Below are 13,541 nucleotides of genomic sequence, written 5' to 3' on the forward strand. Positions count from 1 at the left end.
CTGGGAACGGTCACCCTGATCTTCTTCATGGTGCACGTCCTGCCGGGCGACCCGGTCGCCGCGATGTGGGGCGACAAGGCCCCCGACCGGGCCGGTCAGGCGGTCGGTGCGGCCGGCAGCCGGACGGTGAACACCGTGCGGCCCGGCCGGCTCGACACGTCGACCGTGCCGCCGTGCGCCTGCACCACCGCCTGCACGATCGACAGGCCGAGCCCGGTCGATCCGGTCGAGCGCGACCGCGCCCGGTCGCCGCGGACGAAGCGCTCGAACACCCGGTCGGCGAGTTCCCGCGGAACGCCCGGGCCGGTGTCGGTCACCACGAGGCGGACCTCGTCCCCGGCCTGCTCCAGGGCCAGCTCGACCTCGGTGCCCGCCGGGGTGTGGGTCCGGCCGTTCGCCAGCAGGTTGGCGGCCACCTGGCGCAGCCGGTCGGCGTCGCCCCGGACGAGGACCGGCTCCTCCGGCAGCACCAGCCGCCAGCGGTGCTCCGGCCCGGCGGCCCGCGCGTCGGCCACCCCGTCCAGGGCGATCCGGGTCAGGTCGACCTCCTGGTCGGCGAGCGGGCGGCCCGCGTCCAGCCGGGCGAGCAGCAGCAGGTCCTCGACGATCGCCCCCATCCGCCCTGCCTCGGCGCCGATCCGCTCCAGCGAGTGCACGACCGGCTCGGGCACCGGCCCGGGGTGGCGCAGCGCCAGCTCGGCGTGGCCGCGGACGGCGGCCACCGGTGTGCGCAGTTCGTGGCTGGCGTCGGCGGCGAAGGTCCGCAGCCGCTCCTCCACCGCGTGCCGGCGCGCCAGGGCGGCACCGACGTGGCCGAGCATCCGGTTGAGCGCCGCGCCCACCCGGCCGACCTCGGTGCCCGGATCGTCGTCGGGGACCCGCTCGGAGAGGTCGACGGCGCCGCTGGCGAGCGGCAGGGTGCTCACCCGCTCGGCGGTGGCCGCCACCCGGTCCAGCGGGCGCAGCGACCAACGGACCCAGAGCGCGCCCGCGACGCCCGCCGCGGTGACGGCGATCGCGAAGACCGTCAGCTCCAGGGTCGTCAGACGCTCCACGGTGTCCTCGGCCTGACGCAGCGGCAGGCCGCTGACCAGCACGTCGCCGTCCCGGCCGGCGACCGCCTGCATCCGGTACGGGCCTTCGAGGCCTGGCAGCCGGACGGTGCGCGCCGGGCCGCCGACGGGCAGCGCGACCAAGGCGCGCTGATCGGCCGCGGAGAGGTCGACCCGGTCGTCGGCGTTGGGGCGGTCGGCGTCGTCGGCGTCCCCGTCCACCACCCCGGCCGCGGTGGCCCGGCCGTCCAGCAGCCGGGCGCCGAAGGTACCGGGGGTCTGCGCCCGGGTGTCGGCACCGCCGCCCTGCCCGGCGTGCTCCAGGCTGGCCGCGTACCGGCCTCCGGTGTCGGCGAGCTGCTGGTCCAGCCGGTCCACCAGGAAGTGCCGCAGGGCCGCGGTGGTGGCGAGGCCGACCGCGGCGCAGGTGACGACCAGCAGCACCAGCAGCCCGGCGATCAGCCGGGCCCGCAGGGTCCGCGGCACGAGCCGCTCCGCCCGTGCGCGCAGGCGGGCGGCCCGGGTCCGGGCGGCCGTCACGGGGTCGCCTTGATCAGGTAGCCGGCGCCGCGCACGGTGTGGATCATCGGTGTCCGGCCGGCGTCGATCTTCTTGCGCAGGTAGCTGATGTACAGCTCGACGACGTGCGCCTGCCCGCCGAAGTCGTAACTCCAGACGGCGTCCAGGATCTGCGCCTTGCTCAGCACCTGCCGGGGGTGGTGCATCAGGTAGGCCAGCAGCGCGTACTCGGTGGGGCTGAGGTCGATCGGCTCGCCGCCGCGGGTGACCTCGCGGGCCGGTTCGTCGAGAACGAGGTCGCCGAGCACCAGGGCGTGGGCGGGCGGCCGCCCGGCGGGTGCGGGCGGCGCCGCCCGCCGCAGCAGCCCGCGCAGCCGGACGACGACCTCGGCCAGGCTGAACGGCTTGGTGACGTAGTCGTCGCCGCCCGCCGCGATCCCGGCGATCCGGTCCTCGACGGCGTCCCGGGCGGTCAGGAAGAGCACCCGGACCTCCGGCTGTGCGGCGTGGATGCGGCGCAGCACCTCCATGCCGTCGAGGTCCGGGAGCATCATGTCGAGCACCACGGCGTGCGGCCGCCAGGCGGTCGCGGTGCGGACGGCGGCCTCGCCGGTGGTCTCGCCGACGGCCTGCCAGCCCTCGTAGCGGAGCGCCCCGCACACCACCTCGACCAGGTCGGGCTCGTCGTCGACGACGAGGACGCGCCAGGCCTGCCGGTCGGCGAAGTCGTCCATGGTGCTCCCTCGGTGCGCTGCGGTGGCTCTCATTCTGGCCCGCCGCGATGAGAAAGCGCTGAGATCCCGTGGCGCCGCCCGAACCCTTCCCGCCTGCTCCGACCTGCGAAAACATGCCGTTCGGCAGCTGTCGGGGCGCCCCGCACTCAGAGGCAACTGAGAGCTTGCGGTGCCATCGTGGGCCACCTCGGCGGCTCTCACCGCCGGGTTCGAAGGAGGTTCCCGATGGCCACCGCAGCCCCACCGCGGACCGCCGCCCGGACACACCGGGCGGCCCCGCGCCGTCCGGTCGCCGCCGCGCCCGTCGCCGTGCTCGCGCTGATCGCGGCGGGAGCGCTCGGCGTCACCGCGCTCTGGTGGAAGGACACCGCCTCGGTCGTCGGCGCGGCCGGCTGGCTCACCAACGCGGGCCGGCTCGCCGGACTGCTCGCCGGCTACGCCGCACCCGTGCTGATCCTGCTGATGGCCCGGCTGCCCCCGCTCGAACGGGAGGTCGGCGCAGACCGGCTGGCCCGCTGGCACGCGTTCGGCGGGCGCTGGATGGTGACCATGGTGACCGTCCATGTGCTGACGATCGTCTGGGGGTACGCGCTCACCAACGACCGGGGGGTGGTCGCCGAGGGCGTCGACATCGTCTTCCACTACCCCGACATGATCAAGGCGACGCTGGGCACGCTCCTGCTGCTGGGCACCGGCGCCGTCTCGGCCCGGGCGGCCCGCCGCCGGCTGTCCTACGAGACCTGGTACTACCTGCACCTGGCCACCTACGTGGCCGTGGCGCTCACGTTCGGCCACCAGCTCGCGACCGGAGCCGACTTCGGCGACCCCAAGGCCAAGGCCCTCTGGTACGCGCTGTACCTGGGCACCGCCGTCCTCGTCGGCTGGTACCGGCTGGCGCGGCCGTGGCTGCTCGACCGCCGGCACCGGCTGCGGGTCGCCGAGGTCCGGCCGGAGGCCCCCGGCGTGGTGTCGCTCTTCCTGACCGGCCACCGGCTGGACGAACTGCGTGCCGAGCCCGGGCAGTTCTTCCGGCTGCAGTTCCACGCGCCCGGGCTGCGCTGGGCCGCCAACCCGTACTCGCTGTCCGCGCCGCCGCACCCGAGCTTCCTCCGGTTCACCGTCAAGGACCTCGGCGGGCACAGCGCCGCCGTCGCGGCTCTCCGCCCCGGCACCCGGGTGCGCGCCGAGGGCCCGTACGGCGCGTTCACCGGCCGGCTGCAGCGCGAGTACCGGGTGCTGCTGCTCGGCGCCGGTGTCGGGATCACCCCGCTGCGGGCGCTGTTCGAGACGCTGCCGGGGCGGGTGACGCTGGTGCAGCGGGCCAGCCGGCCCGAGGACCTGATGTTCCGGGAGGAGCTGGCGGAGGTCGCCCGGCGGCGCGGCGGCCGGGTGCACGAGCTGGTCGGCCCGCGCTCCGAGGTCGGCGACCTCGGCACCGCACTCGCCCGGCTCGTCCCCGACCTCGCCGAGCACGAGGTCTACCTGTGCGGGCCGGAGGCGATGGCCGAGGATGCCGTCCGCTCCCTGCGGGCCGCCGGTGTCCGGCCGAACCGCATCCACCGCGAGTCCTTCGCCCTCTGATCCCCCGTCCCTCCAGGAGGACCCCATGCGCCGAGCCGTCGTCAGCAGCGCCGCCACCGCGGCCGGAATCGTGCTGCTGCTCTCCCTGAAGCCGCACGACGGGGCCGGGGCCGCCCCGGTCATCAGCTCCGGCGGGACCGGTGGCGCCACCGACACCTCGTCGGGCAGCCCGTCGGGGTCGAGCGGCTCCTCTGGGTCCTCTGGGTCCTCGGGTTCCTCGGGTTCCTCGGGTTCCTCGTCGACCTCGACCAGAACGGTCACCGGCGACGCCGCCAACACCCGCTACGGCCCCGTCCAGGTCAAGGTCACCCTCGACGGGAGCAGGATCACCAACATCGACGTGATCCAGTACCCCTCGAACGACCACCGCGACCAGGAGATCAACAGCTACGCGCTGCCGCTGCTCAACCAGGAGGCGATCGCCGCGCAGAGCGCCCAGATCGACGTGGTCAGCGGCGCGACCTTCACCAGTGACGGCTACACGCAGTCGCTGCAGAGCGCCCTCGACAAGGCCGGGCGGTGAGGCCGTGCTCCGCCGCGCCGAGCCCGTCATGGGCACCGTCTTCTCGATCGCCGTCCGCGACCCCGGCCCGGACACCCCTGCCGTGCTCGACCGGATCGCCGACCGTCTGCACCGGATCGACGCCGTCTTCTCGACCTACCGGCGGGACAGCGACATCAGCCGCCTCGACCGCGGCGAACTCGCCCTCGCCGACTGCGACCCGGAGGTGCCCGCGGTGCTGGCGGCCTGCCGGGAGGTGGCCGCGGAGACCGGCGGACACTTCACCGAGCGGCCCGGCGGCCGGCTCGACCCCAGCGGCTGGGTGAAGGGCTGGGCGGTCGAGGAGGCCGCCCGGATGCTGCGCGCCGCCGGCTCCCGACAGCACTGCGTCAGCGGCGGCGGGGACGTGCAGACCGCGGGCGGACCGTGGCGGATCGGCGTCGCCCACCCGCTGCGGCCCGGCCGGCTGGCCGCCGTCCTGGGCGGGCACGACCTGGCCGTGGCGACCTCCGGAACCGCCGAACGCGGGACGCACATCGTCGACCCGCACACCGGCCGCCCGGCGACCGGCCTGGCCTCGCTCACCCTGGTCGGCGCCCCGGGCACCGGCATCGCCCGCACCGACGCCTGGGCGACCGCCGCCTTCGCGATGGGCCCTGCGCGCGCCCTCGCCTGGGCCGCCCGCCGACCCGGCGTCGAGGCACTCGCCGTCCTCCCCGACGGCACCAAGCGCTGGACGGACGGCCTCCCCCGGCACCTCCCGCCCGCCGGCCCCGCCGACTGGCACCCCACCGCCCTCGCCGCCCCCTGACGAGCGCGGCCGCTGCCGCAGCACCCCCGGACACGCCGGAGCGCCGCCGGGGCCGGTGCCCCGACGGCGCTCGGACGGCGCTCGGACGGACGGACCTACTTGTTCTTGCCCTTGTTCTTCAGCGAGGGCAGGCAGACCAGGCCGGCGATCAGCAGGAAGAGCGCGATCGGCAGCAGCACGTAGATGCCGACGACCTCGGCGGTGCTGATCCCGGAGCCCGGCTGGTCACCGTCGTCGTGGGTCAGCGCCATCGCGGGCGACGTCATCAGCATCATCAGCGTGGCCGCCGCGGTGACCGCACCGGCGCGCATAGCGTTCCTCTTGTCCACGCTGTCACCGTACCGGCCGCTCACACGGCGCCGCGCGGCGGGGTGGGCCTTCCGGGCCCGGCCGCGAGACCGGCCGCGAGGCCGCCCACCAGGCGGGTGGTGGAGGGGGCCTGCGCCAGTGCGTCGAGGGTGACCGGGTGGCCGTCCCGGTCGGCCACCGGGAGGCGCCAGTTCGGGTACTGGTCCCAGGTGCCGGGGAGGTTCTGCGGGCGCGGGTCGCCGACCGCGTCCGGCAGCCAGACGCCGACCAGCGCCGCCGGGGTGGCGAGCAGGAAGGCGTAGAGCGCCTCCGGGGTCGGCCCGGCGTCCTCCGGGAGCAGGCCGCGGGCGGCGAGGTCGGCGGCCCACTCGGCCAGTTCGGCGCGGGCCGCGTCCTGCTCCTCGCCGAGCGGCCGGGCGAGCAGGCCGAGCCGGTGCCGGAGCTCCACGTGCTCGCCGCTGAGCCGGGCGGCGGTGGGCGGCAGGTCGTGGGTGGTCAGGGTGGCGAGGCAGCCGGCCCGCCAGCGCTCCGGGGCGAGGATCTCCCCCTTGTCCTGCCAGTCCCGCTCGAACCAGAGCACCGAGGTGCCGAGGATGCCGCGGGCGGTCAACTCCTCGCGGACGCCCGGCTCGACGGTGCCCAGGTCCTCGCCGATGACGTACGCGCCGGCCCGGTGCGCCTCCAGCGCCAGCACGCCGAGCATCGCCTCCGCGTCGTACCGGATGTACGCGCCCCGGGTGGGCGGGTGCCCGGCCGGCACCCACCAGAGCCGGAACAGGCCCATCACGTGGTCGATCCGCAGCGCCCCGGCGTGCCGGGCGGCGGCCCGCAGCAGCTCGCCGAACGGCTCGTAGCCGGCGGCGGCGAGCGCGTCCGGGCGCCACGGCGGCAGGCCCCAGTCCTGGCCGTGGGCGTTGAAGGCGTCCGGCGGGGCACCGACCGAGATGCCGTCCGCGAGGACGTCCTGCAGCGCCCAGGCGTCGGCGCCGTCCGGGTGCACGCCGACCGCGAGGTCGTGGATCAGGCCGACCGGCATGCCGGCCTCCTCGGCGGCCCGCTGGGCCTGTCCGAGCTGCTCGTCGACCAGCCAGGCCAGCCAGCGGTGGAAGCCGATCCGGTCGGCGAGCTCCGCCTTCGCGGCGGTGACGTGCGGGCTGTCCGGGCGGCGCAGGCCCTTGGGCCAGGTGTGCCGGTTCGGGCCGTGCTCCTCGGCCAGCGCGCACCAGGTGGCGTACCGCTCCAGCCACTCGCCCTCGCGTTCGGTGAAGGCCCGCAGGGCGGCCTCCCGCCCTGCGGTGCGGGGCACCGCGTACAGCGCCTCCAGGGTCTCGCGCTTGAGCGCCCAGACCGCGTCCCGGTCGATCAGGCCGTCGTGGTCGAGGACCTCGGCCCGCAGCCGGGCCGCCCGCTCGGCGTACCCGTCGAGGCCCGCGTAGGCGAACTCCGGGACGGCCTCGATCCGCAGGTGCACCGGGTCGGCGAAGCGGCGCGAGGAGGGACGGTACGGGGACGGGTCGGAGGGGGCGCCGGGCATCCCCGCGTGCAGCGGGTTGATCTGCAGGAAGCCGGCGCCGTGCACGTGCCCGGCCCACCGGGCGAGGTCGGCCAGGTCGCCGAGGTCGCCCATGCCCCAGGAGCGGTCGGAGAGCACCGAGTACAGCTGGGCGAGGAAGCCCCAGCTGCGGCCGGGCGGCTCGGGCAGCCGCTCCGGGGCGACGATCAGCGCCGCCGAGGCCTCGCGGGGGCCGGCCTTGGCGGTGAGGCGGTGCCGGCCGAGCGGGAGGTCGGCGGGCAGCCAGTGCGAATGCCCCTTCGGCAGGTCCCAGCGGCCGCCGTCCTCCAGCTCGACGGCGAGCTCGGCCTCGGCCGGGACGTCCAGCGCGGTGCGGCGGCCCTGACGGACCACCACCGTCGGCGGCAGCAGCCGGGCGGCGGTCTCCACCCGGTGCCGGTGCAGCTCCGCCCGGGCGGCCTCCGGCGTCGACGCGTCCACCCCGAGCGCGGCCAGCACGGCGATCAGGGTGTCCGAGCCGACCGGGACCGAGCCCCCGCCCGGGTTGTACGTGCTGTCCACCCCGTACGCGTGCGCCAGCGCCACCAGTTCCGGCGGCGGGGGCGGCGCGTCCTCGGCGGGGACCTGCTCCCCGGCAGCCTGGTCACGGTCAAGGTATGCGGCCACTCGCGGCTCCCTGCAGTCGGGACATCACCGAACGCGAACAGGCACAGTCCTACCCGCCGCGACCCCGTGCGACCCCGACCGACACGGCGCCGGGGCGGCGGGACGGTGCAGATTCGTGTACGGGCGCTGTTCACCGTCCGCTCGACCCCGGGCGGTCGGGCCACCGACCCGACCGACTTCGCAAATCGGGCATACCTGCCAGCGGCGTTGACACCCGGCCGGTCAGCTGGTGGGCTGGCCCGCTGAGGCGGGTTGGTGCGGCGCTCCGGGTGGCGGGCCCGGTGAGCTGGATGTTCGGGGCGTGGAGGAGGTCCGGTGCAGGCACGGGTGTCGGTGGCCGCCGGGCGGCGGCTGAGGCAGCAGCTGGATCACAGCGCTGCGCTGCGCGAACTCCTGTACCACCCGGCCGCGCTGACGGCGCGCCGGACGGCCGCCCGCACGGCCCGCCAGCTGGCGCCCCGCGCCGCGGACCGCTTCATCGCCGACATCAAGGGCACCGAGCCGCTGCTCGCCTCCGTCCGCGCCGAGCGGCGCACCCCCGCCGGCCGCCGCCGCAGCGCCCTGCAGCTGGCCGCGACGCTGTCGGCCGCCGCCGTGGTCGGCGGCCTGCTGGCCGGGCCGGCCGCGGTCGCCGCCCCGACGATCGGCGACCGCACGGTCACCAGCGCCCCGGTCACCCCGCTCGGCTCGATCACCGAACCGCAGGTCTACCCGCGCCCGCAGCAGCTGCAGGCCGGCGGCAGCGCGGTGTCGGTGCCGGACACCGTGGGCCTGGTCGCGCCGCGCCACGCCGACGGCCCCGCGCTGGCCGCCGTCCGGCAGGTGCTGGGCGCCGCCGGCGCCGCCGACATCGTGGAGGCCGACCCGGCCGCCTCCCCCGCCGCCGGCTCGCTGGTGGTGTACGTGGGCGGCCCGCAGGAGGGCGCCGGCGGCGACGCCGACCAGGTGCTGCGCCGGCTGGCCGCGGCCGCCGGGCGGGCCGCCTCCGACGTGTCCGTCGCCGGGCTGCCGGCCGGCGGGTACGTGCTCGCGGCCGGGCAGCTGCCCGCGGCGGGCGGCGGCACGTACGGTGCGGTGGTGCTGGCGGGTGCCGACGCGACCGGCACCTTCTACGCCGCGCAGAGCCTGCGGCAGCTGCTCGCCCCGATCGAGGCCGGCCAGGGCCAGGGCCCGGCCGAGGCCGGCCGGGGCTTCCCCGGGATCGTCCTGCGGGACTGGCCGACCGGCTCGCCCGTCCGCGGCACCGCCGAGTCCTTCTACGGCACCCCGTGGACCACCGCCGAGCGCCTGGAGCAGCTGGACTTCCTCGGCCGCACCAAGCAGAACTTCTTCCTGTACGCGCCCGGCGCCGACCCGTACCGGACCTCCCGCTGGCGCGAGGCGTACCCGCAGGCACAGCAGGAGTCGCTGCGCAGGCTGGCCGAGCGGGCCCGGGACAACCACGTGGTGCTCGGCTACTCGATCGACCCCGGGCAGTCCTTCTGCTACAGCTCGGGCAAGGACGTGGACGCGCTGGTCGCCAAGCTGGACGGGCTGCGCCGGCTCGGCTTCGGCGCATTCCAGCTGCAGTTCCTGGACGTCAGCTACGACGAGTGGCACTGCCCGGGCGACCGCCGCAGCTACGGCACCGGTCCGGCGGCGGCCGCGAAGGCGCAGGCGGAGCTGGTCGCCCAGGTGCAGCGGCGGCTGATCGCCGCCCACCCGGAGCTGGCGCCGCTGACGGTGGTGCCGACGGAGTACCAGAAGCAGAGCGCGACGCCGTACCGGAAGGCGCTGGCGGCGGCGCTGCCGGCAGGCGTCCAGGTGGTGTGGAGCGGCGGCGCGGTGATCGCGCCGAAGGTGACCGGCGACCAGCTCGCCGAGACGGCGGCGCTGTTCGACCGCCCGCTCGTCACCATGGACAACTACCCGGTGAACGACTCCACGCCGGACCGGCTGTTCCTGGGCGGCTACACCAACCGCGACCCGGCGGTGGCGACCCGTTCGGCGGCGCTGCTGACGGCGGCGATGGCGCAGCCGGTGGCCTCCCGGCTGCCGCTGGCGACCGCCGCCGACTTCGGCTGGAAGCCCGAGGGCTACCGGGCCGCGGACTCGCTGAAGGCCGCGGTGCACGCGATGACCGGCGGCGGCGCCCCGGCCGAGTCGGCGCTGACGGCGCTGGCCGCGAACAGCGCCTCCTCGCCGCTGGACAACCAGGAGTCCGGCTATCTGGCGCCGCTGATGGAGCGTTTCTGGGCGGCGCTGGAGCCGTCCTCGGGCGGTGCCTCGGACCCGGCGGCGCTGCAGGCGGCGGCCGCGCCGCTGCAGGCGGCCTTCACCACCATGGCGGGGGCGCCGCAATCGCTGGCCGGCGAGGCGGTGGCGCAGGACGCCGGGCCGTGGCTGGTGCGGCTGGCCACCTACGGGCAGGCCGGGCAGGCGGCGGTCGCGATGCTGCTGGCGCAGCGCGGCGGCGACGGCAGCGCGGCCTGGCAGGCCCGGGTGGATCTGCGGCAGCTGCGGGAGCGGCTGGCGCAGGGCTCGGTGACGGTCGGCGCCGGGGTGCTGGACCCGTTCCTGGAGCGGGCGCTGAAGGACGCCGACACCTGGGCCGGTGTGGACGCCGCCGCGGGCACGCCGACCACGACGCTCGGCACGGCGAACGACCACGGCCCGGCGCTGATGACGGACGGCGCCGCGGACACGTTCTACTGGAGCTCCGCCCCGCCGCAGGCCGGGGACGCGATCGGGCTGGATCTCGGCAACGGCCGGCCGCTGGGCCGGGTCACCGTGCTGATGGGTTCCTGGGGCGACGGCCCGGACGCGGCGACCGCCGCCGACGACTACCTGCGCGACGGGGTGCTGGAGTACTCGACGGGCAGCGGCTGGCGGCAGCTGGCGGTGGTGCACGGCCAGAAGAGCGTCTCGGTGACCGCTCCGGCGGGTGTGGTGGCGAAGGCGGTACGCCTGCGCGCCCGGACGGGGCAGAAGACCGCGGTGGCCGTCCGGGAGTTCTCGGTGGCGGCGCCGGACGACACGCCCGCGGTGGTGACCGGCCCGGCCGCGGCGCCGGGCTCCTCGCCGGACGCGGTGCTGGACGGCGACCCGGACACCGCGTTCCGGGCCGCGGACGCGCCGACGTCGGCCTCGGCGCCGCTCACGGTGGAGCTGGGCACGGCCCGGCCGCTGGACCGGGTGACGGTGCTGACCGACCCGACGGTGCAGGCGGTGGCGACGGTCGCGGTGCGCGGCACGGACGGCCTGTGGACGGCGATCGGCACGCTGCACCCGGGCTACAACGAGCTGCCGGCGGGCGGCCGGCCGGCCGACGCGATCCGGCTGGTCTGGGCGCCGGGCTGGCAGCCGCCGGTGGTCAACCAGATCGTGCCCTGGTACGCGGACACCCCGGCGGCGCGCCTCAGCCTGTCGGACGCGACGCTGGACGTGGTGACCGGTCAGGCCGTACCGCAGGTGACGAAGGCGGTGCTGGAGACGGGCCGCCCGGAGGGCACCAGCGGCGAGCTGAAGGTGGAGGTGCCGGCGGTCGCCAAGGGGCTGACCGTCACCCAGGGCACCGCGGTGGCGGTGCCGCGCGGCGGCCGGGTGGGGGTGCCGTTGCAGGTGGTGGCGGCGGCCGGGACGCCGTCGGGCACCTACCGGCTGCCGGTGACGTTCACCGCGGGCACGCTGACCGTCCGGCAGGACCTGCTGGTGCACGTGGTGCCGCCGGCCGGCGGGCCGGACCTGGCGCGCGCGGCGACCGCCAGTTCCTCGGCGGACGAGACGCCGGCCTTCCCGGCGGCGAACATCAACGACGGCGACCCGCGGAGCCGCTGGTCCTCGCCGGCGACGGACGGCGCCTGGGTGCAGCTGGAGCTGCCGCAGGCGGCGCGGCTGGGCTCGGCGGTGCTGCACTGGCAGGACGCGCACGCGGCCGCGTACAAGGTGCAGACCTCGGCGGACGGGGTGCACTGGACGACGGTGGCGACCGTGGAGGACGGCGCGGGCGGGGTGGAGACGGTGCGGTTCGACGCGCCGGACACGCGGTTCCTGCGGGTGCAGGGCGTGACCCGGGCGACGAAGTACGGCTACTCGCTGTGGGGGGTCGAGCTGTACGCCGTCACCGGCTGAGCAGCAGCTCCTCCAGCGCGGTCAGCGAGGTGAGGGCGCCGGGGGTGCGGCCGGTCCGGTCGAGCAGCCGGGCCTGCAGGCCGGCGGCGCGGGGGCCCTCGACGTCCTCGACGGGGTGGTCGCCGACGTGCAGGACGCGGGCGGGCTCGACGCCGAGCCGCTCGGCGGTGAGCAGGTAGATCGCCGGGTCCGGTTTGGCGCGGCCGCAGTCGACGGCGCGGACGACGGCGCTGAAGTACGGGTCGAGGCCCGTCCAGGAGAGTTCGGCGTTGCCGTTGGTGGTCAGCGCGAGCGGCAGCCGGCCGGAGAGCCGGGCGACCACCGCGCCGACCTCGGGGAAGAGCCGGGTGGTGCGGGCGCGGACGGCCATGAAGGCCGTGAACATCCGGTCGGCGAGTTCCGGGCGGTCGGGGGCGCGACGGCGGACGGCCTCGGCGAAGGCGGCCCGGCGCAGTTCGGGCAGGGTGGCGCCGGGCAGGTCGGCGGCGACCTCCTCGCGGATCCGCTGCAGCCAGTCGACCGGGACGGGCGGCCCGCCGAGTTCCGCGCCGAGCAGTTCGGCGGCGCGGGCGATCGCCGGCCGGAAGGAGGCGGCGAAGTCCCAGAGGGTGTCGTCGCCGTCGAAGGAGAGGGCGGCGACGTCGGGGCGGTGCGCGGTCGGCACGGTACGGGCTCCCGGGTGGAGGCGGACGGCGGGCCGCCGACGCTCCCGCTGCGGGGTGCGCCGGCGGCCCATGAGGCGTACCGAAGTGTGACGGGCAGGCCCTTGTCTGTCAGGCGGAGAGCGGTTCGGGCTCTCCGCGGCGGGTCGGGTGGGTCCGGACGGCCGGAGCCGGGAGCGCACCCGCGTGGTCGGTATGGTCGTGGTGCTCGTACTCGCGGAACTGGTCGAGGCCGCCGAACGGCTCCAGGTAGGGCCGCCAGCGCGGGTCCTTGATCCCGGTGCCGATGACGCGCCAGGCCAGGCCGCTGGGCGGAGCCGGCTGGCGCTTCATGCGCCAGCCGAGTTCGGTGAGGTGCCGGTCGGCCTTGGTGTGGTTGCAGCGGCGGCAGGCCGCCACCACGTTGTCCCACCGGTGCTGGCCGCCCCGGCTGCGCGGAATGACGTGGTCGACGCTGGTCGCGGCGGCCCCGCAGTAGACGCAGCGCCCGTGGTCGCGGGCGAACAGGGCACGGCGGGTGAGCGGGACGGGCCCGCGGAACGGGACCCGCACGAAGCGGGTCAGACGGACGACGGACGGGGCCGTCATGGTGGTGGTGGCGCTGTGCAGTGTGGTTCCGGAGTCCTCCAGGCTGATTGCCTTGTGGTTGAGGACCAGGATGAGGGCGCGCCGGGTGGAGACCACTCCGAGTGGCTCGTACGACGCGTTGAGGACCAGGACATGCGGCACGGATGCCTCCTTGGACGCCTGCGGCGCGTGGCTCGCGCCGGGACGAGCGGGTGATCGCATTTGCGGCGCGATCTCCCCCAGTGTCGCCTTACGCCTTCGTACGGCGCCACCACTCCTGTGTAACGGACCGGATGTGGAATCCGTCATAGGCGGTATGCCCGCGTGCCGGGCGCGCTGCACGCGTCGTCGCCGGTGAGGGGGTGTGTGCGGGGGCGGGGGCGGGCTGACGGGCCGTCCGGGGGCGGGCCCGGAGGCCGCTAGGGTTGGACGGGACGGTCCGCCAGCCGGGCCGTGCCGGCGTCCGCGCCGGCCGTACCCAGCACCACGGAAGGCCCGCACGTGTTCCGGTCCGG

General features: G+C 76.4%; 10 protein-coding genes and 1 pseudogene. 5 read left to right on the forward strand and 6 right to left on the reverse strand.

Annotated elements, in window-relative coordinates; genetic code table 11:
* Window positions 1–93, forward strand: a pseudogene (locus tag AB0P35_RS35585) (ABC transporter permease); the annotation flags it as partial.
* A 2-nt stretch (window positions 94–95) separates the two neighbouring features.
* Here the strand turns inward: AB0P35_RS35585 and AB0P35_RS35590 are convergent.
* On the reverse strand, window positions 96–1,592 hold the full coding sequence (locus tag AB0P35_RS35590; protein ID WP_363519251.1) for a HAMP domain-containing sensor histidine kinase: 1,497 nt from the start codon (window positions 1,590–1,592) through the stop codon (window positions 96–98).
* On the reverse strand, window positions 1,589–2,305 hold the full coding sequence (locus AB0P35_RS35595; RefSeq protein ID WP_095872803.1) for a response regulator transcription factor: 717 nt from the start codon (window positions 2,303–2,305) through the stop codon (window positions 1,589–1,591). The genes AB0P35_RS35590 and AB0P35_RS35595 overlap by 4 nt, the downstream gene beginning before the upstream one ends.
* Before the next feature lie 225 nt (window positions 2,306–2,530).
* On the opposite strand from AB0P35_RS35595, the gene AB0P35_RS35600 reads away from it, so the two are divergent.
* Genes AB0P35_RS35600 through AB0P35_RS35610 form a run of 3 tightly spaced genes read left to right on the forward strand, consistent with a single transcriptional unit; the run spans window position 2,531 to window position 5,199 of the window.
* Window positions 2,531–3,886, forward strand: a complete 1,356-nt coding sequence (locus AB0P35_RS35600) for a ferredoxin reductase family protein (protein ID WP_363519255.1) — start codon at window positions 2,531–2,533, stop codon at window positions 3,884–3,886.
* A gap of 25 nt (window positions 3,887–3,911) precedes the next feature.
* Window positions 3,912–4,409, forward strand: coding sequence for an FMN-binding protein (locus AB0P35_RS35605; protein WP_363519258.1), 498 nt, complete (start codon window positions 3,912–3,914; stop codon window positions 4,407–4,409).
* A gap of 28 nt (window positions 4,410–4,437) precedes the next feature.
* Window positions 4,438–5,199 carry an FAD:protein FMN transferase gene (locus AB0P35_RS35610; protein WP_363519297.1) on the forward strand — a complete coding sequence of 254 codons (762 nt, stop codon included), beginning with the start codon at window positions 4,438–4,440 and terminating at the stop codon, window positions 5,197–5,199.
* 95 nt (window positions 5,200–5,294) lie between these two features.
* On the opposite strand, the gene AB0P35_RS35615 is transcribed toward AB0P35_RS35610, so the two are convergent.
* The gene (locus AB0P35_RS35615; protein ID WP_095875400.1) at window positions 5,295–5,528 is read right to left on the reverse strand and encodes a hypothetical protein; all 234 of its coding nucleotides are present in this window, start codon (window positions 5,526–5,528) and stop codon (window positions 5,295–5,297) included.
* A 20-nt stretch (window positions 5,529–5,548) separates the two neighbouring features.
* Window positions 5,549–7,606, reverse strand: coding sequence for a 4-alpha-glucanotransferase (gene malQ, locus AB0P35_RS35620; RefSeq protein WP_363519300.1), 2,058 nt, complete (start codon window positions 7,604–7,606; stop codon window positions 5,549–5,551).
* Between the two features lie 396 nt (window positions 7,607–8,002).
* Between malQ and AB0P35_RS35625 the strand changes: the two genes are divergently transcribed.
* Complete coding sequence (locus AB0P35_RS35625) at window positions 8,003–11,797, forward strand: beta-N-acetylglucosaminidase domain-containing protein (RefSeq protein WP_363519261.1); 3,795 nt, start codon at window positions 8,003–8,005, stop codon at window positions 11,795–11,797.
* Here AB0P35_RS35625 and AB0P35_RS35630 read toward each other — a convergent pair.
* On the reverse strand, window positions 11,787–12,461 hold the full coding sequence (locus AB0P35_RS35630) for an HAD family hydrolase (RefSeq protein ID WP_363519263.1): 675 nt from the start codon (window positions 12,459–12,461) through the stop codon (window positions 11,787–11,789). The genes AB0P35_RS35625 and AB0P35_RS35630 overlap by 11 nt on opposite strands.
* A 109-nt stretch (window positions 12,462–12,570) precedes the next feature.
* The gene (locus AB0P35_RS35635; RefSeq protein WP_095872808.1) at window positions 12,571–13,188 is read right to left on the reverse strand and encodes an HNH endonuclease; all 618 of its coding nucleotides are present in this window, start codon (window positions 13,186–13,188) and stop codon (window positions 12,571–12,573) included.
* Between the last annotated feature and the right edge of the window lie 353 nt (window positions 13,189–13,541).

It is taken from the genome of Kitasatospora sp. NPDC085879 (assembly GCF_040686255.1).
In the GTDB taxonomy this organism is placed as follows: domain Bacteria; phylum Actinomycetota; class Actinomycetes; order Streptomycetales; family Streptomycetaceae; genus Kitasatospora.